Source organism: Sphingobacterium hungaricum (genome assembly GCF_015210005.1).
GTDB lineage: Bacteria > Bacteroidota > Bacteroidia > Sphingobacteriales > Sphingobacteriaceae > Sphingobacterium > Sphingobacterium hungaricum.
Window position 1 is genome coordinate 3,324,170 of sequence record NZ_MU158698.1, and the last position, 23,859, is coordinate 3,348,028.

At 38.3% G+C, this 23,859-nt stretch carries 18 protein-coding genes; 5 read left to right on the forward strand and 13 right to left on the reverse strand.

From position 1 onward, the window contains the following. Window positions 1-23: 23 nt before the first annotated feature. Window positions 24-1,424, reverse strand: coding sequence for an SGNH/GDSL hydrolase family protein (locus tag C4F49_RS17810; RefSeq protein ID WP_196937176.1), 1,401 nt, complete (start codon window positions 1,422-1,424; stop codon window positions 24-26). Window positions 1,425-1,746: 322 nt separating this feature from the next. After that, complete coding sequence (locus tag C4F49_RS17815) at window positions 1,747-3,267, reverse strand: DUF6377 domain-containing protein (RefSeq protein WP_196937177.1); 1,521 nt, start codon at window positions 3,265-3,267, stop codon at window positions 1,747-1,749. A gap of 418 nt (window positions 3,268-3,685) precedes the next feature. Here C4F49_RS17815 and C4F49_RS17820 point away from each other — a divergent pair, with 418 nt between their 5' ends. Continuing rightward, window positions 3,686-6,337 (forward strand): family 78 glycoside hydrolase catalytic domain, encoded by a 2,652-nt coding sequence (locus tag C4F49_RS17820; RefSeq protein WP_196937178.1) that lies wholly within the window; start codon window positions 3,686-3,688, stop codon window positions 6,335-6,337. 150 nt (window positions 6,338-6,487) lie between these two features. Next, window positions 6,488-7,054, forward strand: a complete 567-nt coding sequence (locus tag C4F49_RS17825) for a hypothetical protein (protein WP_196937179.1) — start codon at window positions 6,488-6,490, stop codon at window positions 7,052-7,054. Window positions 7,055-7,273: 219 nt separating this feature from the next. Here the strand turns inward: C4F49_RS17825 and C4F49_RS17830 are convergent, their stop codons facing one another. From C4F49_RS17830 to C4F49_RS17840, 3 genes are all read right to left on the reverse strand, one after another. After that, the gene (locus C4F49_RS17830) at window positions 7,274-8,401 is read right to left on the reverse strand and encodes a TlpA family protein disulfide reductase (protein WP_196937180.1); all 1,128 of its coding nucleotides are present in this window, start codon (window positions 8,399-8,401) and stop codon (window positions 7,274-7,276) included. 1,145 nt (window positions 8,402-9,546) lie between these two features. Further along, window positions 9,547-10,779 carry an IS256 family transposase gene (locus tag C4F49_RS17835; protein ID WP_196937181.1) on the reverse strand — a complete coding sequence of 411 codons (1,233 nt, stop codon included), beginning with the start codon at window positions 10,777-10,779 and terminating at the stop codon, window positions 9,547-9,549. A 62-nt stretch (window positions 10,780-10,841) separates the two neighbouring features. Next, entirely contained in the window at window positions 10,842-11,858 is a 1,017-nt protein-coding gene (locus C4F49_RS17840) for a WD40 repeat domain-containing protein (RefSeq protein WP_196937182.1), read from the reverse strand. Window positions 11,859-12,108: 250 nt separating this feature from the next. Between C4F49_RS17840 and C4F49_RS17845 the strand changes: the two genes are divergently transcribed. Next, window positions 12,109-13,059 carry a glycoside hydrolase family 43 protein gene (locus C4F49_RS17845; protein WP_196937183.1) on the forward strand — a complete coding sequence of 317 codons (951 nt, stop codon included), beginning with the start codon at window positions 12,109-12,111 and terminating at the stop codon, window positions 13,057-13,059. A gap of 107 nt (window positions 13,060-13,166) precedes the next feature. After that, a complete protein-coding gene (locus tag C4F49_RS17850) occupies window positions 13,167-13,556 on the forward strand; it encodes a diacylglycerol kinase family protein (protein ID WP_196937184.1) in 390 nt (129 codons plus the stop codon). A 172-nt stretch (window positions 13,557-13,728) separates the two neighbouring features. Here the strand turns inward: C4F49_RS17850 and C4F49_RS17855 are convergent, their stop codons facing one another. Genes C4F49_RS17855 through C4F49_RS17870 form a run of 4 tightly spaced genes read right to left on the reverse strand, consistent with a single transcriptional unit; the run spans window position 13,729 to window position 18,177 of the window. After that, on the reverse strand, window positions 13,729-15,009 hold the full coding sequence (locus C4F49_RS17855; RefSeq protein WP_196937185.1) for a M16 family metallopeptidase: 1,281 nt from the start codon (window positions 15,007-15,009) through the stop codon (window positions 13,729-13,731). Beyond that, window positions 14,993-16,255 (reverse strand): M16 family metallopeptidase, encoded by a 1,263-nt coding sequence (locus C4F49_RS17860; RefSeq protein ID WP_196937186.1) that lies wholly within the window; start codon window positions 16,253-16,255, stop codon window positions 14,993-14,995. The genes C4F49_RS17855 and C4F49_RS17860 overlap by 17 nt, the downstream gene beginning before the upstream one ends. A gap of 12 nt (window positions 16,256-16,267) precedes the next feature. After that, window positions 16,268-17,170 carry an oxygen-dependent coproporphyrinogen oxidase gene (gene hemF, locus C4F49_RS17865; RefSeq protein WP_196937187.1) on the reverse strand — a complete coding sequence of 301 codons (903 nt, stop codon included), beginning with the start codon at window positions 17,168-17,170 and terminating at the stop codon, window positions 16,268-16,270. Then, on the reverse strand, window positions 17,170-18,177 hold the full coding sequence (locus C4F49_RS17870; protein ID WP_196937188.1) for an NAD(P)H-dependent glycerol-3-phosphate dehydrogenase: 1,008 nt from the start codon (window positions 18,175-18,177) through the stop codon (window positions 17,170-17,172). Before C4F49_RS17870 ends, hemF begins: the two co-directional genes overlap by 1 nt. Window positions 18,178-18,411: 234 nt before the next feature. On the opposite strand from C4F49_RS17870, the gene C4F49_RS17875 reads away from it, so the two are divergent. Beyond that, on the forward strand, window positions 18,412-18,813 hold the full coding sequence (locus C4F49_RS17875; RefSeq protein ID WP_196937189.1) for a hypothetical protein: 402 nt from the start codon (window positions 18,412-18,414) through the stop codon (window positions 18,811-18,813). A gap of 33 nt (window positions 18,814-18,846) precedes the next feature. On the opposite strand, the gene rny is transcribed toward C4F49_RS17875, so the two are convergent. From rny to pheT, 4 genes are all read right to left on the reverse strand, one after another. Further along, window positions 18,847-20,406 carry a ribonuclease Y gene (gene rny / locus C4F49_RS17880; RefSeq protein ID WP_196937190.1) on the reverse strand — a complete coding sequence of 520 codons (1,560 nt, stop codon included), beginning with the start codon at window positions 20,404-20,406 and terminating at the stop codon, window positions 18,847-18,849. Between the two features lie 254 nt (window positions 20,407-20,660). Then, window positions 20,661-20,951, reverse strand: a complete 291-nt coding sequence (locus tag C4F49_RS17885) for a cell division protein ZapA (protein ID WP_196937191.1) — start codon at window positions 20,949-20,951, stop codon at window positions 20,661-20,663. A gap of 43 nt (window positions 20,952-20,994) precedes the next feature. After that, on the reverse strand, window positions 20,995-21,303 hold the full coding sequence (locus C4F49_RS17890) for a hypothetical protein (RefSeq protein ID WP_196937192.1): 309 nt from the start codon (window positions 21,301-21,303) through the stop codon (window positions 20,995-20,997). Between the two features lie 29 nt (window positions 21,304-21,332). After that, a complete protein-coding gene (gene pheT / locus C4F49_RS17895) occupies window positions 21,333-23,726 on the reverse strand; it encodes a phenylalanine--tRNA ligase subunit beta (protein WP_196937193.1) in 2,394 nt (797 codons plus the stop codon). Between the last annotated feature and the right edge of the window lie 133 nt (window positions 23,727-23,859).

Consider the following 23,859-nt stretch of genomic DNA (forward strand, 5'->3'; position numbering starts at 1 on the left):
TCGATTTATTATCTAATTAGTAGTTAGTTGACTGGAATAATGGAGACATGTCTTTTTACAGGTTTGCTAATCTTTTTTATAGCAACTTGAAACGCATTTATTTGATCCTGCCATACTTGCCGCACTTCTGGAAACATGGCTTTGCTATAGAGATCTCGCTTGGCTCGAAGCCATCCGTCGTTTGGAGCATGTTCGTCCAACAATTCAATCGCTTGCCTATTGTTCGCATCTAGCATTCCGCGAGGTTGGAAAAAATTGTATTGTATCCAGGCATAATCTCTAAACCTTCGCTCTAGTTCCCATCGTTCTTCGTTGAGATGCATGATGCGCAGCGCCTGCTGATATTGTGGTGTATTAGTTAAGGTTGCTAAGTTGATTCCATTAGCAAAATCTTGCGCTGACCAGTTTCCAATGATTTCCCCATCGATTATCAATTTATTTTGCCCAGTTAATCCATTGACAATCAAAAGCTCTTGATTCATTTCTTCAACAAAGGGTACAACTTTCGTCGCATCGTACTGGCTTTTTTTACTACCCCAACCTCGCGCTACGGTATCTAGCGGATAAGGCAAAGAATTTGCTAAATAATCGAACTGAATGCCTTTGGATACGCCTTTAAGATTCGAAATCGAACAATTCGAAGCAGTAACAACTTTTTTATTTTCTGAGTCGATAGAAATCTCGGAAACTTTATTTCCTACGAATCCCTGTGCCTTCAAGAATAAATATGCCATGACCATATGTCCATCATTATCAGGGTGTATGCGATCATTTCCGCTAATTGTAAAACCCGGATCGGTTTGTTGATTTCTTCTGTTGATTGCTGTAATCGGCTCATTATAGTCAAAGAATTCCCAGTTATTTGCTTCTGCTGATTTTCTCTGAAAGTCCACAATACGCAACATCGCCTTGTTTTTATTTTTGAACGCAGTATTTCCTTCTATTTGTGCGCCCTCATCGTAGGGTGTACTTCCTAATAAAACGATTTTAGTATGCTTTAAGCTCTTGTATCGTTCTTCCATCTGTTGGAAAGCTTCAAAAGATTCTTTGACTTTGCTGTCCGCAAAATTTTCAGCGTCCGAACCATTGTATTCAAAATAGCCTGAATCATTCATTCCGAAAGTGGTAATTAGGACCGTTGGTTTCTTACTAAAAACATCACCGTCCAATCGCTTCACCATTTCGATCACGCGATCTCCTCCGATACCTGCATTTTGTATTAGCAAATCCATATTCGGAAATCGGGTGCTGTAGTAAAGCCAGATGAATGAATGGTAATGCCCACCATCAGTAATGCTATTTCCTAAAAAAACGACACGATCTTTGTCTTTGAAAGGGGATATTTTTTGCGCATACCCATATTTCCCAATCGAACAGAGTAGACATATACAGCAAAATACGGTTCTAGCGAATTTTAGATTCATAATCGATAATTATTGTTTCAGTTTTTCTTTGGTATAAAAAAACTCAGTTACAGCAAGTTTTACTTCCGTAAGCAAGAAATTTTATACAGGGTTTATCAAAATTTATAATAGGTTCTGAGAGAGAAGGCTTGCTTTCTAAAACACATGCTGTGTTAAGAATTATTCCTTTATCTGCTACACAAACAAAAGTATATAGCAAATCGACTAATTGTAGCAGCGAGTAAACTCTTGGTAAACAAATAGAAAATGAATTGAACACAAATTGCTGTAAAAGAAAATATTACAGCTTATCAGGAAATTAAAATGGTAAATAAAATTGAATCTAGTTACTTACAAAAGCGCCGATTTTCTTGATTTTTTCTTCAAAATTATCAATATCCGAGTGGGCTTTCCCTTTAACTTTACTCTTATAATTATAGATCGTCTGTATAGAGTAACGAAGAAATGTAGCGATCTGATTGACGTCCGTAATCCCTAACCGAATCAATGCAAAAATCCTGAGCTCGGTGTTTAATTGATCTTTTTTTAATAGGTATCGTTCTTCCTCCTTGAGGAGTGCATTAAATTCTTCAACGAACGTCGGATAAACCTCGAAAAAAGCTTTGTCAAAGTGGCTGAATAGTTCTAGTGCATCCTTTTCCAAGGTATGCGTAGATGAGGTCAGTTTTTGTAAGCTGTCGATCTGCCCTGCTTTTATTTTGCGGTTTACCTGCTTTCGGTAGTCATCCAGTTTGTCCAAGTATACTGCACACTGATTGATATAATACCCAATATAGCGTTCACGAATGATATTAGCTTCGTCTAATCGACCATTGACAACGGTTAATTCGCTGTTAATTTGCTTTAGATTTTTTCTTGCTTTTGAGACCACTTTAATCTGTCTATAGAGAAAATAGAGTACGACTATTAAAACGAGTACAAAAAAACTGAGCGCGTAGGCGTATAATCGTAGATTTCCTTTTTGTTCTTCAATTTTTGCCAAATATGTAGCTTCTATAATAGGCTGGATGCGAGCAATGACCGCATTTCGAAATCTTGAGTTATAAAAATTGGCACTTTCTAGCGATGCTTGAATATAGTTGTACGCTCGATTTACATCCCCTTTTTTGTGTAAGTAGATAGCCAATATCAACAAGGATTCATTTTCTTTGACGGCTAACTTTACGTCAGTTATTGCTGCCAACAGCAAGTATTTTTCTTCCAGTGCTTTGTTATTTAGCTCCCGATAAATCTGCGAAAGTCCCATTGCGGACATGGCGTAATTATGTGTTTCTGGCTGGTTCGTCTTAAACAATTCTGCTTGTATCTTTGCTGAAGCTTCAAAAGCTCCTTCATCTTTTAGCTTAAATGATTGCTCTTTCAAATACAGATCGGTGCCTTTTCCAAGCATATTCATCAAGCTATCTCTATAGCGCCTATTCTCAGCATTGTAGAATGCTTCGTAATATGGATTATCTGTATATTTTATCAAATTTTCATTGTATCGAATGTAATCCCAACAATATAATGCTTTCTGATACTGCTTCAATTGGTTGTAATCTATAGTTTCGAAAGCTTCTAATGCTTGAGTAAATAGACCAGATAGCGATAGAATAAATGCCAACTTTAATCTACTCTCATCGAGGTATGATTTGTTGTTTAGCTGCTTAGCAATTTTAATATTCTGATCTATATAAACCAATGCTGAATCGCATTTAAAGGATTGGTATTCAGATATGATCTGATCGTTGACGCCATAACGATCTTCCAGCGAGATATTTTTGTTGAGCTTCTTTTTTATTTGCTCGATCTTAACTTCCTTAAGCGTTGTGTAAACTTTACTATCCGAAATCGTCTTATCCAATACCCTTAATAAAGAGTCTATCTCTGTATCTGCAAAAATGAGAAACGGCAATAAAAAAAAGAGGCTTAGTATAATTTTTTTCACGCTTAGTTGGTGCTAATATCTATAAATTGGTCATCTAAATAGTTAACGTTCGAAAGATAAGCAAAAAAAATCTGACAAATGGTTTGCTATCGACTGAGCATGTCAATCAGGTTCATAAAATTTATGCGCGAGGCAACTAGGATCGGCAATAAAGAACAAAATGGGATAAGAATTCTAAATATATGTCTACCAAGAAAAAACATCCTCTTTGTGTAACAAACTCATAATCTATATATTAAAAACAAAAAACTTAAACATTATTTACCAACAGCCTTGACCATAAAGAAATTGCTGTTTTCATAAATATATTTGTAAAACCAAATACAAAACCAACATGCCCCTTCATTCGAAATACATCGTTCTATTTTTTGCGGTTTTCAATCTGACAGGATTTGGAAGAACAACGCCAATTACAGTTTATGATCTGCGCTGTGAAAATTTGATTCAACCGATTGCTATTGACAACGACCGCCCTCATTTTAGCTGGAAGATCAAGTATGCTGAAGGCCAAATGAAACAAAGATATTATGAAGTTCAAGTGGCGTCGGATAGCCTAACCTTAAAAAGAAACCGTCAACCCGATTTATGGAATACGGGTAAAACTAAGTCAGACGAATCGGTAATGATACCGTATTCTGGAAAGCCACTCTCTTCACGCTCGTTAGCTTATTGGCGGGTGCGGGTATGGAATGAAAAGGGTGAAACTTCCGCTTGGAGTGAAATTCAAAGGTTTGGAGTCGGGATATTAACTAATGATACTATTCAGGGAAATTACATCGGATTGCCTGCTGTGCAAAGTCCGTTATTACGTAAATCATTCTCACTAAACAACGTCGGTACGTCGTTTTTGCATGTTAATTCGCTCGGTTACTACGAAATATTCATCAATGGAAAAAAGGTAGGTGACGATGTATTGTCTCCAGCCGTTTCTCATCTAGACAAAAGATCGCTTATCAATACCTATGATGTTACAGCTTACTTGCGCAAAGGTGAGAACGAAATCGTCTTTTGGCTAGGCACAGGATGGTTTAAAACAACAACAGGATTCGATGTGCAATTTGATGGAGCGGTAGTAAAGGCACAGCTTGACATTTATAAAAATAAACAGTGGCAAACCGCGTTAACGACAGATTCATCTTGGATGGGTTCCCCTTCTGGTTATAAGGATACCGGTACATGGCGCGCGTTGCAGTTTGGCGGTGAACGTGTAGATGCAAATTTAAATCCAGCGAACATGTCGAAAACTACGCTTAATGCTAGAAATTGGGAAAAAGTAACCGTAGTTGATATCCCTAAGCATACGGCATCGCCACAGATGGTTGAAGCAAATAAAATACAAGAGACTTTTATAGCAACAGATATTAAACAATTAGCCGATAGCACTTGGTTAATTGATATGGGCAAAGCACTCAATGGGTGGTTTGAAATTCGGTTAAACGGGCTGATCAACAGGCAACAAATTGTGTTTGAATACAGCGATTTTTTGGATAAAGAAGGGAATTTTTTAGATCAAGGGCAACAGGATATTTATATTGCGAAAGGTAACGGATCAGAAGTGTTTAGAAATAAGTTTAACCATCATGCCTTTCAGTATGTGAAGATATCTAAGCTAAAGCAGATACCTAACAAAGAAGACATTAAAGCGCACTTAATCCATACCGATTTCCGATCCACCTCATCTTTTGAATCTTCTGACGCCGACCTGAATGCCATTCATGATATGATTCAGTACACAATGCGTACACTTTCCTTCAGTGGTTACATGGTGGATTGCCCTCATTTAGAGCGTGCAGGCTATGGTGGCGATGGTAATTCATCCACGAATGCATTTCAAACGATGTTCAATGCCTCTCCTCTGTATAGCAACTGGGTACAAGCTTGGGCCGACGTCATGCGAGAAGGTGGCAGTTTGCCGCACGTTGCTCCGAACCCCGGTGCGGGAGGTGGAGGTCCTTATTGGTGCAGCTTTCTGATTTTATCTTCTTGGCGCACTTACGTCAATTATAACGACCCTCGTTTAATTCAAAGGTATTACCCGATGATGAAAGAATGGCTTTCTTATGTCGAGAGGTATACTGTAGATGGTCTTTTACAACGTTGGCCAGACACTAAATACCGGGATTGGTTTTTGGGCGATTGGCTTGCCCCTCATGGAGTAGATTCAGGAAATCAATCCTCAATCGATTTGGTAAATAACGGTGTGATCAGCGAATGTTTTGGAATCATGGAGAAAATCGCAAAACTTCTAAATAAACCAACAGAAGCAAATCTTTATGCAGAGAAGAAGGCTGTGCTAAATAAACTAATCCATCAATCATTTTTCGATCAAAATGACAATTCTTATGCTACGGGTTCCCAACTTGATATGGCCTACCCAATGCTCTTAGGCATAACTCCGCCCGATAAATACGAGCAAGTCAAAAACAACTTAGTTAAAATTACGAATCAGCGACACAATAACCATATAGCGGTAGGGCTTGTTGGTGTGCCCATATTAACACAGTGGGCAATAGAGAACAATGAAGTCAATTTTATGTATGGCATGCTAAAAAAACGAGACTATCCAGGTTATCTTTACATGATTGATAATGGCGCATCGACTACTTGGGAATATTGGAGTGGTGAACGTAGCCGTATTCACAACTGTTACAACGGAATTGGGACTTGGTTTTATCAAGCTATTGGCGGCATTCGTGTAGACGAACAGAATCCAGGATATAGGCATATTTATATATCGCCGCAAATTCCTAAAGGCCTTACTTGGGCAAATACGACGATTGACACACCTTATGGTCATGTGAAAGTAAACTGGAAACTTTCTGCAAATAAATTAGTGATAGAAGTTACAATACCTGTTGGCAGCAGGAGTACAATCGAAGCACCTGAGAATATGGCTTTAGTAAAAGTGAATCAAAAATCTGTGAACAACGAACGAACGATTGTTATCGAAGATGGTGTACATGTACTAGAAATGTCAGCCCAATAACTTAAAACTCGGCTATGTCATAACATCTTCGCGTTTGATTCTATCAAAATTATTCCGAGATTTAATGAACGAAGATGACAATGCTTCGGAACATCATTGCAAACTATCCAAAAGAATTGCAAAATGGGATTCCAGTTTGATTGAAATATTATGGGTGTAAATATAGCTTTTAGAAGATTTATTTTGTTGGCTTCGTTTGTAGCCTTATCAGTATGCACTGCTATGCAATGCAAGAAAGATGATTATATTTATTACGATCTCGAGGGGCTGGAAGGAAAGAAAATAGAGATCGGTCTAACTCCGGCAAGTTCATCGTACAAAGTAGGCGAATTAATCACGATAGAAGGAAAAATAACGCCACAGGATATCGGTCTTAGCGATTTTCAGAAGCTCGAAGAGCCTACCCTAGCCAGTTTCTATTTCTACGACCAAAATAACATACCTAACATAGATTACGAAGCATTTAAATTGGTAAGCTCCGAAACAAGATTTAATGACGACAGGACGACTTACAGCATAAAGATTACTTATGAAATTAAGAATAAAGGATTGTATAAGGTAATGAATGATCCTTCCTTTTCTAGCCACAATTTATACAGCGTAGTTTATGTAACTGTGCTATCAGGCCAACGTAAACCTAGGGGTTATCGAGGATATCTTCCATTAGTATTTACCAACAATAACAAAACCTTTATGGAGATAGAGGTTATAGAATAACAACATTTATTTTCGGCATGCGCCCAAAAAAGCAATTTAAGATAGTCTGTGGACTTATATATTCTGTATTTTTTTTCATTCGCCAAGTTCCTACTTCGAACTTATATAAATTGGATTGATTGGATTTTTATATTATATGGATATGGAAGAATACTACGTAAATAGCGTATTTGGTATTTCAATATTTGCACAACAAGTTACAGCTAAGCAAGTATTCAATTACTCAGTCTTCTTTTCATCTAAATCTACAATCTCGTTTAATAGTTTATGTAGATCATTTAGTACAGACCCTCTGTAAATCACATTTCTATTTTTATCAAACAAAATTGTCTTAGGAAAGCTGGTTATATTTAAAAATCTCGTTATTCTTGAATTACTGTCAACTACGTGAATCCAATTATTGGACAGCAGAGACGAAGCCTCTTTAAAATCTAAATATTTCCTATCGACATTAACTCCTATTATTTGTAGCTTGGATGGATGATAATTTTTACTAATTGAATCAATTATCGGTAATTGCTTCATACACGTGGGACACCAGGTTGCCCAAAAATCCATTAGGATATAATCGCTATTTATTTCGCCGATTTTAAAATGATTGTTGTTATCGTCCGTAAATAAGTACTTTGAAATATCATTTTCATTATTAAGAAAACCAAGTTTGATATCTATCTTTTCTAACAAATGAACAGCCTCGATATTTTTTATAAATTTATCGGGAAAAGTCTCAACGAAGAATGAACGCAACAACGTCAAGTAATCGAAGTTATCAGAAGTATTGACAGCGTACTCAAGCAAATTCTTAGACATAAAATAGGAAAAATATTCATTGGGATACTTTTTAAAAACCACCATTTTAATGGAGTCTATTGATTTAATCAGATTAATTTGGATAGACTTTAATGAGTCAGTAGTTTTTACTTTATCAAGGCTGTTATCTTGGTAAAATCGATTTAATTTTATGTTGATTGGCTTGGCCGCTGAAAGAAATTCTTTAAATATTTTATTTTCTATGGTATCGAAGGGATTTACGATATTTCTTTGGTCAATTATCTTAAAACCTGCCTTCCCATCAGATACGACTTTTAGGGATCCCGGTTTCCCATTAACTAAATAGCTTATATAATTATCTGGCGGCGATTGTATCGATAAAAGACCGTAAGGACCACTTAATGGCAAAACAAAACTTTTCTTATAGAATAAACTATCAGTTAAAAAATGTTGATTGATTCCATCTTGGAAATCAATTAGGACATTCCCTACCACTGAAGAATCAATTTCGATGGTAAGATTGGTTTTACTTTGTGGATAAGCAACCGTAGTAAAACTTAAATAAAACAGAAACAAGATAAAAATTTAAGTGACATATAGTATCTTCTAAATATTATGGTCAACAGTTTCTTAACACGAAATGAATTTTAGTGCCGTTATAAGCCAACAAGCTCGTTGTCACCCACTTTATATCATATAAAGATATCTATTTTTTTCTAGAGAAAACAACTTAATTTTTACTTAAAGGTTGATAATATCTCTATAATAAAAAATCCTGCTTTGTAGTCAACCGTATCCTTTCATAAAATTAAAACCTTTCGAATAACGAGGGGAATACATAGCATAAATGTCACCCAGTGTACCACCTCCTATCCAGACAAAATTGTTTCAATTCTTGCTTTTTTATATGTTAAATTAATACCAATTTTACAACCGAACATTCGATAAACATAGCAATACATTTTGATGCTAAATATCTTTTCACTATATTTAGATAATTAACCATAAATTTATGCAAGAAAATAAGTTCGGATTTAAATTAAACAAAAATAGGGTGTTATTTGTCATTGTCGCATTTGTTATTTTTCTTTTATATGACCGATTTGATTGGTTAATGGGATTTTTTAAATAAGCTTTTATTTAGGAAACTTCTACAACCATTTGAAGAAACTAAATCTAGACGGCATAGTATCCAAATGAAGTTGCACAGTATCAATCAAAGCTTAAAAACTAAAAGTCTCTGTTCGAAAAGTTCAAGATTATTCGTGACTTGTTGGGCATATTTATTTCAATAATCCCATTTTTAAACAAAATAAACAAAGAATCCCACAATAAAATAAATTGATTATTAATGGTAGGTAACATGTATTCTTGGGGTTGCCGGAAGTCATTCGGAAGTAACAAAAAAGCAAAGAAATCGGAATGCTATATATAGCAAGCCAACGCCCATAATTGGATATTAAGAAAATAGTGGACAATAATGTTGTAGCCCAAATGATCGGCATCGCAAATCTACTTATCGCTGTTTTAAAGAAATATAAAACCAATCCTAATCCAAAGCTCCAAACGGTCAACATTGCAAGTAAGATTGAAGAAGAAATTTTATGATCTGTACTAATCGATAAAGCAGAAAAACCTGCAATTAAAGTCATAAGGACAATAACCGATAAAAAGCCATGGGAGTGTAACTCGAACTGTGTCATTGGATAATCAACCTAAACCTAAAAGCCTCTATCAAGCTTGACCCTATCACCAAATTTAATATAAAGCTGGGATATCGTCAAGCCCCAGTTGTGCATCGGCATCGTCCATTTTTTGGAGATATCCCTTATTATCAAGAACATCAGCTTCATAAGGGCCTGCTCAGAACTGAATGCACCTTTGGTCTTGGTGATTTTCCGGATCTGGCGGTGGATCCCTTCGATCGGATTAGTGGTATAGATGATCTTGCGCACCTGCTCATCGTACTCAAAAAAAGTGGAGAGGTTGATCCAGTTGTCCAGCCACGATCTTGCACTCAGCGGATACCTCTTGCCCCATTTTTCTTCGAAGGCAAGCAGGTTTTCATAGCCCATCTCTTGGTTGACAGCTTTATAAACCGGCTTTAGGTCTTCGATAACTGCCTTTTTATCCTTCTCAGTAACATAGCGCAGGCTCGTGCGGATCTGGTGCACGATGCACAGCTGGATTTTTGTTTTTGGAAAGATAGCCTCGATAGCTTCAGGAAATCCTTTCAATCCATCGATGCAGGCAATCAAGATATCTTCCACGCCGCGCTGCTTCAGGTCTGTGAGGACCGAAAGCCAGAATTTTGCCCCTTCGTTCTCTGAGCTGTAAAGCCCGATCAGGTCTTTGCGCCCATCCATTCCCACTCCTAAGATATTATAGATAGCCCTGGATTCGACCGTACCGTTCTGGCGCACTTTATAATGCATACAGTCTAGGAATACGAAGGGATAAACAGCTTCCAAGGGACGGCTTCGCCATTCGTTGACAGCGGGCATCACACTTTCTGTGATGCGGGAAATCTCTGTGGCAGAAATATCCATAGCGTAGATCTCACGGATAAAATCGCTTATGGAACGCGTGCTCATCCCTTTGGCATACATGCTCAGGACATGGCCTTCTAGCTGTTCGGTAATGATGAGCTGGCGCTTGGGGACTGCCTTGGGCTCAAATGTCCCAGCTCTATCGCGCCCAGATTCAAGCTCAAATGTGCCTGTGTTCACGCCTCGGACCGTCTTTTTTGTTTTGCCGTTGCGGCGGTTGGAAGTGCCGGAAGCCCTGTCCTCCTGTAGATGGTTCTCTAGCTCTCCGTTCATCATGGATTCGAGCAGGTGCTTCATCAAGGGGGCTAAGACCCCGTCATTGGGCGATAAGCTGTTGCCGTTGTAAAGACCTTGCATGGCTTCCCCTTTGAAGCGTTCAAAGTCGAATGGGGTGGTGTCTTTCATGACCATGTCATTTGAATAATTAAATATAAAAAAATCTTACTAAATTATTCCGCTGACGCAGTTCACGTTACAGTCTCAAAGCCATATAATTTTAGCCGGAATAATCCATCACCCACAATCTTTTCCAATTCGCCGGTATTCCAATTCCAAAACTTTAAAGACCCGTTCGCAGAAGCACTTATAAGCTGGTTTTTGTTATTAAAAGATAAATCGTCAACAGAACTTAAATTGTTTCCAAGCATCGAGGTGACTAGTTCTCCTTTCTGCCAATCCCATATTTCAATTTCGCCACCAAGTATCCCAGCGGCTAAATACTGTCCATCTGGCGTGAATTTAAACGCGCTTATACCTAGTGCTGAATTCTCCTCAAGCATAGTTAGTGTTGACAACACTTTATTAGCGTTTAAATCTATAAAACTGAAACTACTATCCTCTACAGCAATTATATTTTTCGATGGGTTGAATACTGGCGAACCACAGAACTTTCCAATAATTCGTAGCTCTTGCATTGATTTTAAATCAAAAAGTGTTAATAAACAAGAAGGATCGATGTAAGCTAAGATATCTTGGTCATTGATTGAAAAATCAGTATGCTTGATATCAAGTTCTTTCACAATTTTATCATTCATCCAATCCCAAATCAACATTTTGTCGTCATAGCCAGCGCTGATGACGTAGGTATTTGATTTGCTGAATTTAACCTTGTTCACACCTTCCTTGTGTCCACTTAATGTTCTAATTACTTTTTTGTTTGCAAACGACCATACTTTAGTTGATTTATCAATACTTCCACTTACAATATATTGTCCGTTAGGAGAAAAAGCGACAGACTTTATGGAATCGGTATGTCCAATTAATCTGCTTGTACATTTGCGTTTATCCCAAAGAAATATTTCGTTTTCGCTTGCACTAGCCACAATGTCCTGAGAATTATTGTCAATCGAGTAAACCCAAGATCTGTGCGTTTCAAATTGTGCGGTTATAAAAGCATAGCCAATATACCCAATAGTCAAAAGGAGAATTGAGAAGAAGAAAAGAGTTATTTTGTCATTGATACTAACACTGTTAAAATAGTTCATAACCTATAGGGTAATCTTGCTTACCAGCAAATCTTTTGATGAAAATACACAATCAAGCGTACTTTTCAAAGCTTCCAGTTAGTATCAGTCTGCAACAAGAAGATTTTTTTGGATCATGGAGAACAGTTCCGACTTAGCACAGTTTATCTACTGCCATTTTCTAACATCATTCACAAATTAAAACCAAAAATAATTGACAGTATTAATTTGATTTAGTATTATTACGGTTAATCATCTTAAAATCTTATATATGAGAAATTTCTTGCTAATTCAGTTCATTTTTCTAATTTCATTTGCCAAAGCACAGCAGAATCCAGTATTTCCGGGATGGTATGCCGATCCGGAAGGAATTATTTATAACAACGAATATTGGGTGTTCCCGACCTATTCCGCTCCGTATGAGCAACAGATAAAATTCGATGCATTCTCTTCTAAAGATTTGGTCAACTGGACAAAACATGAAACGATTTTGGACAACAAAGCGATCACTTGGGCTGAAAAAGCGATGTGGGCGCCGAGTGTAATCGAAAAGGATGGCAAATATTATATATTCTTCGGTGCAAATGACGTGCATGAAGGCGAAATCGGAGGTATCGGTGTCGCTGTGGCGGATAAGCCCGAAGGCCCTTACAAAGATTTGATTGGAAAGCCATTGATCAACGACATCGTTAATGGCGCACAACCGATTGACCAATTTGTGTTTAAAGACAAAGACGGTTCTTATTATATGTATTATGGCGGATGGAAACATTGTAATGTTGTGAAACTGAGCGATGATTTTAAAAGCCTGATCCCTTTTGAAGATGGATCGATCTATAAAGAAATCACGCCAAAGGATTATGTAGAAGGTCCATTTATGTTTATCAAAGACGGAAAATATTATTTTATGTGGTCTGAAGGCGGATGGACTGGCCCAGATTATAAAGTGGCTTACGCTATCGCTGATTCGCCATTTGGCCCTTTCGAACGCATTGCGACTATTTTGGAACAGGATGCGACGATAGCGACTGGTGCTGGACATCATTCGGTCATCAAAGTTCCGAATAAGGACAAATATTTTATCGTGTATCACCGCAGACCATTAGGAAAAAAACAATCTTACGAACGCGAAACTTGTATAGACGAAATGAAATTTGACGAAAACGGATTGATTCTTCCAGTCAAAATGACTTTTGAAGGTGTAAAATATGTATTGGATTAATCCAAGGCCTTATTAGCAAAAAAGCCTCGATTAGTTCGAGGCTTTTTTCATTTTGAAAATTATTTTAACAAGAAATAAAAGCAATATATTTGTTAAAAATAACCTTCATGAAACAAGAAAAATTTTCTCCTCGAAAAAGACTGAACAGTTTTTCGTATGCGATTAACGGATTGAAAACGCTTTGGATTGAAGAACATAATGCAAGAATACATTTCTTTCTTGCCATCTCGGTCATTTTAATGGGTTTATATTTTAAAATAACTATTTATGATTGGATGGCCGTTTTTTTTGCGATTGGGTTTGTACTCGTAACAGAAATAATAAATACTGCGATTGAGAATATTTCTGATTTTATTTCAGCAGAAAGAGATAATCGGATTAAAAAAATTAAAGACATTTCTGCTGGAGCTGTACTGATTAGTTCGATAACCGCCTTTATAATTGGATTGCTGGTTTTTGCTCCCAAATTTTTGATTTTATTTCAGAGCGGATCTTAGCGAAATAGAAATAAAAAAAGTGAATTGTTATTTTTTCGAGAGGTAAAAGTAAATCGAATAAGTAAACTATCAAAAATCCTATTCTATTATTATCCCATTTAAATGACTAATAAAAAATGGGCTAATGCCCATTCCTATTCAATCTTCAAAAAGAAAATCTCAAATCTCAAATCTAATCCAACTTCCCAACAACTACCTTCGTTAATTGTTGATAATCAAAATATTGACCAGCTATTTCTTTTACTTTAGCAGGAGTCATGGCCTGTATGCTTTCGGTATAGCGCTGGTAATAGCTCAGATCCATTCCCGAGAAGTAGACGGCTTTGAATTTATCCGCATGGGAGAATATAGATTCCAAGCTTCCTAGCATGGTGCCCAATAAATAATTCCGAACCAACTGTACTTCTTCTTCTGTTGGAATTTCAGTGCGAAGCAGGCTAAATTCCTTTTCGATTTCGGACAAGGTCGCAGAAGTCACATCCACGCCAACTTCGGTCGCTATGGTAAAGAAACCGCTATATTTTAAGCTCGCAACCGCAGAACCGATGCTATAGGTGTAGCCCTTCTCTTCCCGAATGTTTTTCATCAGGCGAGAACCAAAAAATCCACCGAAAAGCGTATTCACAAATTGAACTGACGCATAGTTTGGATCGGTACGATTAATTAACTGATAACCCATTCGAATAGCAGATTGCACCGAATCTTTGCGTTCTTCAAAGATAAAATCAGCGACTGCTGGCTCAAACACAGGCGCTTTTAACTGAATTTGATTTTCTGGCGAATGCCAGTCGGAAACAAATAAATTTTCAATCAATCCCAAAGTCTGCTGATCCACAGCCCCTGCAAGTATCAATGTACAATTCGAAGGGCGGATCTGTTTTTGGTAAAGAGCCAACAGGTCAGCTCTGGTCAATGCGTCCAAACCTTCCTTGGTTGGCGTTATGCCATAGAGGGTATTTCCAAACACGCTTTTGTAGAATTGCTTTCGAGCGACAAAATCATTCTTTTCCAGCGAAACCTGCAAGGTTTGCTTGTTGTTGCGAATGTAGGTCTGCAATTCCTTTTCCGGAATGATTGCATCCATTAAGATGTCTTTGACAATCGGAAAAATTTTATGCGCATATTTTTTTAAGGTATAAACAGTAATGGCGGTATGGTCATAACTATATTCGGGCACGAGAAACGCCCCGTAAAAATCAACCTGCTCGGCGATTTCTGCGCTCGTCAGTCGAGTAGTTCCTTCTTTAATCAATGAAGACAAAGCTGTATTCAGCAAAGGGTTTTCAGGCGATTCAAAAACGTTGGCAAATATAAATTCCGCTTTGATTAGCGAATGATCCTCCGATGCGAACACAAATGCCTTCAAGCCGTTTCCATAAGCATATTCCTTTGGATGGATAAGATGGATTCCGGTGATTTCTTTATATTCTGGGCTATTAATTCTGTTCAGCATGTGTTTCTTTTACTAAAGGTTTGTAAAGCAAGGTCGACGAGTTTTCTTCCCTAAAAATAGCATTCGCAACGCGTCTTATGTCTTCAGGTTTTACTTGAAGATACTTTTCGATTTCCTGATTGTATAAATCAGCATCGCCCAACAGTTCGAAATAAGCCAAGTTCATTGCCTTATCCAGAATCGAAAGTTCAGAAAATACCATGGTCGACTCGACTTTATTCTTAACTTTTTCCAATTCATGTTCCGTCACCAATTCCGTTTTCAAGCGTTCCAATTGCGCCCATAATGCCTGTTCAGCGTCTGCTAGCGAAACTCCTTCGGAAGGTTTTCCTTCCAAAACAAATAAATTCGTATCCAAGCTTCCCATCATGTAGGCATTCACCTCTGAAAAAATTGGCTCTTCTTTGACCAGACTTCTATATAAGCGCGATGAAGAACCGCGAGACAAAATATCTGAAATCAAATCTGTCGCATAATAGTCAGCATGCATGCGCTCTTCTCCATGAAAAGCGATGTAAATGCTTTCCAAAGGCACATCCGCCTCCACAGTTTCCCGGCGAGCTTCTGTCTGCTTTGGTTCTTGAGGTAAATACCGTTCAATTTTTTCGCCTGCCGGAATGTCTCCAAACCATTTTTCAGCTAAAGATTTCACGCCCTCAAAATCAACATCACCTGCAATAACCATAATGGCATGCTGAGGTGTGTAATGCGTATCGAAAAAGGCTTTGACATCCTCCATCTTTGCATCTTCAATATGTTTCAGTTCTTTTCCGATGGTCGCCCAGCGGTAAGGATGTTCTTTGTAAGCTAACGGACGAAGCTTTAACCAGACATCGCCATAAGGCTGATTTAAATAGCGCTGTTTAAATTCCTCTATAACAACCTGACGTTGCACTTCCAGGCTTTGTTCTGAAAAAGCCAAGCTCAGCATGCGGTCGCTTTCCAGCCAAAAAGCAGTTTCCAAATTATTCGCTGGAAGCGTAATGTAATAGTTAGTGATATCGTTGCTCGTAAACGCATTATTTTCTCCGCCGACTTGCTGAAGTGGCGTGTCGTAGTTCGGGATATTCACCGAACCGCCGAACATCAAATGCTCGAAAAGATGCGCAAACCCGGTCTGTTCTGGATTTTCATCCCGAGCGCCAACATCATAGAGGATATTCACGCAAGCCATCGCTGTGCTATGGTCTTCGTGCACAAGGACGCGGAGACCGTTGTCCAGTGTAAATTTTTTATAATGAACCATGTTATTTTTAAATTATATCGCTAACCAGTCTATGTCTTTCTTTAAAAGAGACAGCGTACGTTCTTCTTCCGAACCAGCTTCTGTTTTAAAATCATAGAACCAATTTGCTTGTTTAGGCAGACTCATCAAAATCGATTCGATTCGCCCGTTTGTTTCTAATCCAAATTTTGTACCTGCGTCATAGACCAAGTTAAACTCTACATAACGCCCCCGGCGAAGGAATTGCCATTCTTTTTCCCTGTCGGAATAGGATTTATCGCGGTTGCGGTTCACAATCTCGCTATATGTTGGAGCGAATGTACGACCTAGGTCGCAGGAATACGCAAACAATTCGTCGTAAGATAGGCCTGTTTTTTCAGGAGTCAGCTTATCGTAAAACACTCCGCCGATTCCGCGAGTTTCATTGCGATGTTTAATAAAGAAATAGTTGTCAGCCCAAGTTTTAAAGTCCGCATAGAAAGTAGGGCTATGCTTGTCAGAAACAGTTTTTAATGCCTGATGAAAATAAGTTGCGTCAGCATCCTGGATATAGTGAGGGGTCAAATCAATCCCACCGCCAAACCAGCGTACCTGTTCGTTCAGTTCAAAATAGCGGATATTCATGTGGATAATCGGAACAAAAGGATTATTGGGATGAATGACAATCGACACACCGCATGCAAAAAAATCATCTTCATCCACGCCAAACGCTTTCTTGATAGGCTCTGGAAGTTTTCCGTAGACAGCCGAAAAGTTGACACCGCCTTTTTCAAATACATTTCCATTTTGGATAATGCGCGTTCGGCCTCCGCCTCCGCCCTCACGTTCCCAAACTTCCTCTACAAAATGAGCTTTCCCATCCAGCTTCTCTAGCGCCGTGCAAATTTCATCTTGAATCTTCTGATATTCCTGAGCTATCTGTTCTTTATTGACCATTATGTTAGTTTATTCGCTAATACTTTTATTTCTTGATTTGCCGGACGATTCTGGTACAGAATGCGATACACGGTATCGCAAATCGGTAAGCTGATTCCCTTTCTTGAACAGATGGCTTGAATACATCCGGTAGCATAATAGCCTTCGGCAATCATATTCATCTCCAATTGTGCAGACTGAACACTATAGCCTTTGCCAATCATATTGCCAAATGTCCGGTTTCTGCTAAATTGAGAATAAGCCGTAACCAATAAGTCGCCTAAATAAGCCGAATTGTTAATATTCCGGTCGCTGGGATTGATTTGTTCCAAAAAATCTTCCATCTCCCGGATTGCATTGGTCACTAAGACCGCCTGAAAATTATCGCCATAACCCAATCCATGGCAAATCCCTCCTGCCAAGGCATAAATATTCTTTAGAACCGCACCAAACTCGACACCGATGACGTCCGAAGAAGTAATCGTATGAATGTAATGCGTCGACAATATATCCGCAACATGCCTTGCGTGTTCTTCGCTTTCAGACGCAATTGTCAAATACGACAGCTTCTCCAGCGATACTTCTTCGGCATGGCATGGCCCACCAATCGCAACAATATTCTGAAAAGGAATCTGATAGGTATTTGTCAGGTATTCTCCAACGACTAAATTTTCGTCAGGAACAATTCCCTTAATTGCCGAAACAACGATTTTATCTTGAAAATCCTCTGCTTTGACATCCTTTAAAGCCTGTTTTAGATAAGCTGAAGGCGTGTTTAAAATAACAATATCGGAATCCTGAATAATTTGCTGTGCATTGCAGGAAATATTTTCTTTTGGAAGATGGATTTCCACCGCGCTTAAATAGGAAGGATTATGCTTATGGCTCAGAATATACTCGATGTCATCTGATTTGCGCACCCACCATAAAATGGATTTCGGAACCTGATTATCACTTAGCATTTTGACCATCGCCGTTGCCCAACTCCCGCTTCCGATGACTCCTATTTTCAATTGATCTTTACTCATATATTAACCTCGACAGCTACAAAGATAGGAATTTTAGGGGCATGTCATGGCTTTAAGCCATTGAAATGATTTTGGACTAACAATTCGGATTTCATGATAAAAATACATCCGAAACCTCGATTTTTAAATACCGAAATTTTATCTGAAGTACTGTTAAGCAACTAAATGACAAGTGTAGCGAAAAATTGCATAACTTCGTTATATACAATATTTTATAAGAAAACCTATTTTTATATGAGAACGCTCTATATCTTTTTAATCGCATCCATGTGTATGCTATCTTGTTCCAAAGATGAAACTAATGAACTAATCGGTGATTGGCAATTGGTAGAAGTTCAATCTCCACAAATGATGCTGAATGGCCGTATAGAACTTGTAAGTAAAGATTTTCGGTCAGAAAACATCATGTATAGTTTTATCTCAAATAATACGCTACGGGTAACAGGTGCTAGTCATTTCGCATATGAACCTGGAACCTACTCGTATGAATTGATTGATAGCCACGCCACTTTTAAAACTTCTAAAGGAGTAATTATCGAAAATACGGATTGGGTATTGGGATATCGCGAAGGCTTGATGGTTTTAGATAAGAGTTATGTGGATGGTCCCCAATTACTATTTGAGAAAAAACAATAAACAAAGAAAAAGGAGCTTTTCAGCTCCTCTCCTTTATTTTGCATAAGAAACCGATCGGGTCTCTCGAATAACCGTCACCTTAATCTGACCTGGATAAGTCATCTCCGTTTGAATGCGGTTAGAAATATCTGCCGCTAAGATTTCCGATTGAACATCTGTAATCTTTTCGCTCTCTACGATAACACGCAGTTCACGTCCAGCCTGAATAGCAAATGTTTTCTCCACACCTGGATATGACAGCGCCAAGGCTTCCAAATCTTTCAGACGTTTGATGTAACTTTCTACAACCTCGCGGCGAGCACCAGGACGAGCGCCTGAAATCGCATCACAAGCTTGAACAACTGGAGAAATCATCGATGTCATTTCGATTTCATCGTGGTGAGCACCGATTGCATTACATACTTCTGGATGTTCTTTATATTTCTCTGCCAACTGCATACCAAGAATAGCGTGAGGCAATTCTGGGTTGTCATCTGGCACCTTACCAATATCATGCAATAATCCTGCACGCTTAGCTAACTTCACATTTAAGCCCAACTCTGCAGCCATTGTTGCGGCAAAATTCGCCACTTCGCGCGAGTGTTGCAAAAGATTCTGACCATAAGAAGAACGGTAACGCATACGGCCTACCATTCGGATTAATTCCGGATGCAAACCATGGATACCTAAATCAATCGCTGTACGTTCACCGATTTCAACGATTTCATCTTCAATCTGTGTACGAGTCTTAGCAACCACTTCTTCGATACGTGCCGGGTGAATACGACCATCCGTTACCAAACGGTGTAAGGATAAGCGTGCGATTTCGCGTCTTACCGGATCAAAACCTGATAAGATAATCGCCTCCGGTGTATCATCAACAATAATCTCGACTCCTGTTGCGGCTTCTAGCGCACGAATATTACGTCCTTCACGACCAATAATACGGCCTTTGATTTCATCATTTTCAATATTGAAGATGGAAACTGTATTTTCGATTGCCGATTCTGTAGCCGTACGCTGAATGGTTTGGATAACGACTTTCTTCGCTTCTTTCGAGGCTGTTAACTTCGCTTCGTCAACAATGTCTTTAATCTGTGCAATCGCTTGTGAGCGAGCTTCTTCACGTAAGTTTGAAACCAATTGTTCCTTCGCTTCTTCGGCAGTCACACCAGCAACGCTTTCTAGTTGCTTGATCTGCTGCGCTTTTAATTGCTCAATTTCATCACGTTTATTCTCATTCACTTCGACCAATTGATCTAATTTTTTGTTTTTAGCATCAATGTCCTGCTTTTCGCGATTTAATGTTTCTAATTTCTGATTGATCGACTGCTCTTTTTGACGAATCGAATTTTCTTTTTGAGAAATGGTATTGTTGCGCTGATTGACTTCTTTTTCATGCTCCGCCTTTAACGCTAAAAATTTCTCCTTTGCCTCCAGCATACGCTGCTTTTTGGTATGCTCAGCTTGCTGTTCCGCTTCTTTAAGTATGCTTGATGCCTTTTCTTTCGCGGCTTGCTCCTGCTTTTTTAGCAGCATGCCCAATAGAAAGCGACCTATAAGAATACCAACGATAAGCGAAATTATAATTGATATTGTTGTTGATAACTCCATTTGTATTTATTTATATAATTGTTTTTAGTTAAATTTTTCTCAAAAAAAAACCGCAATTAAATTATCAGGTATCATGTATGTTTAAACTTCGATTTCACATGGTTTGAGCAATTGATCATGACCTAGATGGCTTACGCAAAATGGCCTTCATCTTTGTTCGCTCGTGATATTGAAGCGTTAAGTTTAAAATAGTGACAACCCGAATTTAACTGCGGCAAATTCGTCGTTTTAAAGCTCTAAATAAAGAACGATTTTTATTTTCTAAAGAAATCCGTTAGTAAATCATCCAATTCGTGAATGGATTGCTCCAAACCAGCATCCTGGCTTTTTGCTCCCTTTTCTGCTTTAATCATCCCTGTAGCATATTGCAACACACACATGGACAATAAATCCTGTTTATCACGAACTGCATAATTTTCTTGCAATTCCTTTATTTTTTCATTTATTAACTTCGCTGCGTGGCGGATAACCTCTTCTTCCTCTGCCTCTACTCTCAGTGGATAAACGCGGTCAGCGATATTTATTTTTATGGAAATGTCTCCCATTTGTTTGAGCTTATGAACGGATAGGTCTTAATTTAGCAAACCGCTATTTTAGTAAACCTATACATTTGTCTATTTCTCGCACAAAATCGTTAATTTTTTGTTTTGTGTCAAGTATTTTTTCGTTTATTACTTCTTTATCTACCACCGTTTCGTCCAAACTCTTTGCTACAGCCATCACGCGCAACTTCTCATCAAGCTGTTTGACTTTTTCAGAACTGGTTTCAAAAGCGACTTGCAAGGATTGAACTTCTAATTTTAACAAGTCATTCTCTTCTTGTAAGGCTTCACACATTTGAATTAAGTTTTTCGTTTTCTCAACGATGACATTCATTTGTGAAGATAAAGCAGCCATATTTCGCAATTATTCCTTTTAAATCGACCTTAGCGCACTTTAGCACTAACTTCTTTCTCAAAGTTAAGAATTAATTTTTGAATAATCCCATCAATTTGCTTATCCGTTAGCGTTTTTTCTTCATCCTGAAGCACAAAACTTAACGCATAAGATTTTTTGCCCGCTGGTAATTTATCGCCTTTATACACATCAAAGATGGTCACATCTTTCAAAAGCTTGCGCTCCGTCTTGAATGCTATTTGCTTTAGTTGCTCAAAATGAACGGCTTCGTCAAGCAACAAAGCTAAATCACGGCGAACCGCGGGATATTTAGAAACTTCTTGAAACTTAATCTGGTTCTTCCTGATAAATTTCAGCACAGCATTCCAATCAAACTGCGCAAAGAAAATTTCGCCTTCCGCTTCTGATATTTTGACATTCGTTTTTGCGACAGCACCAAAAGAAACAACTACTTTCTCCCCTTTCTTATAGTCCAATCCATAATCAAAGTACGTAGAACTCGTTTCTTCAGCTCGCACATCTGCTAATTTCAAACGCTTTAGAATGGCATCAACAGCGGATTTCAGCTGATAAAAACTCACATTCTTTGCCTCCGTATTCCATTGCTCTGCTTCATTCTTACCTGTTATGGTTAATGCCAAATGTACATTTTCTTCGTAACCGCTCTCTTTCAAGAAATAGCTTTTGCCAAATTCGAATAATTTCAAATCGGGACTGCGTCGATTCTGATTGTAAGCAACGGCGGTTAAACCTGAGAACAACAGGTTTTGGCGCATCGTATCCAAATCCGAACTCAATGGATTCAACAACTTCACAGCAGTATCTATATTTTCAACATACGCTTCTTTCGTCAATGAATTGGAAAGAGTTTCCCGATAGCCATTTGCAATTAACAAGTCAGCAACCTGATTTAAAACTACTTCTTTATCAGGTTTTTCAGAGGTGTTTAATGAAGCTTTTATTTGGGACTTCAATTCAATATTGTTGTATCCGTAGATACGAAGAACCTCCTCAATCACATCCACTTCACGCGTCACATCCACTTTATAAGGCGGAACCTGCACAGTAATTTCTTCTTCATTTTCCTGCGAAACTGTAATTCCTAAAGCCAGAATAATTGCTTTAATCTCTCCTGCCGGAATGTCTTTACCAATCAATCGCTGTACGCGTCCATAATTCACCACGAATTCAAATGGCGCGACAGGATTCGGATAAATATCGGTCACTGAAGATACAACCTCACCGCCAGCTAATTCTTGAATCAGCAAAGTAGCTTTTTGCAAAGCAACAACGGGCATATTCGGGTCCGTACCACGTTCAAAACGGAATGAAGAATCGGTTTTCAAGCCTAATTTCTTCGATGTTTTACGAACATAAACCGAATTGAAATAAGCACTTTCTAAGAAGATGGAAGTCGTCGCTTCTGATACACCAGAATCTAAACCGCCAAAAACTCCGGCAATACACATCGGTTTCTCTGCATCCGCAATGACTAAATCCTCAGTACCTAATGTACGTTCCACTCCATCTAACGTCACAAATTTTTCAGCTTCCGTAGCTAACCGTACAATCACTTTATTTCCAGCGATTTTATCTGCATCGAATGCATGTAAAGGTTGACCTAAATCATGCAAGATATAATTCGTGATATCAACGATATTATTGATTGGGCGAACGCCGATTACATTCAATTTTTCTTTTAACCAATCAGGCGATTCCGCTATTTGAATATTGTTGATATGAACACCTGCGTAGCGCGGACAAGCTTCGGAATTCGTTACTTCGACCGTTTCAAAAACTTGGTTGCCAGCTTTGAATTCAGAAACAGCAGGAAGTTTATACGTCATTTTATAATAAGCTGCCAAATCACGGGCAACGCCTAAATGCGAAGTTGCATCCGCACGGTTTGGTGTTAAGCCAATTTCGTAGCGATAATCATCTTCAATATTGTATAATTCCTTCACACTAGAACCGACATTCGCGTCAGCTGGTAACTCAACAATTCCTGCATGTGAAGAACCCAAACCTATCTCATCCTCACCGCATAGCATTCCTTCAGAAACTTCACCTCGGATTTTTGATTTCGTAATTTTAAAAGGTTCGCCATTCGTCGGATGACAAGTCGTCCCTACCGTTGCCACAATGACTTTTAAGCCCGTCCTAACATTCGGAGCGCCGCAAACAATATGTAAAAGTTCTTCTGAACCGACATTGACTGTCGTAATTTTTAATTTATCAGCGTTAGGATGTTGTTCGCAAGTAATCACTTCGCCAACAACCAGACCCGCTAAACCTCCAGGAATACTTTCTACTTTCTCCAAAACTTCAACTTCAAGACCGATATCAGTCAATACTTGTGAGATTTCTTCTGGACTTTGTGTAAGATTTAAATAATTCTTTAACCAATTATAGGAAATATTCATGCTTAATTTTTATTAAAGCACAAAGATAGAATTTTGTGGGGAAATGTTGGTTTTATCGAGTAAAATAGTACAAGTTCGTCTTTCATTGATTTCGTCTGTAGGATTTTTGATTTTCGGTAATTGCTACTAAGAT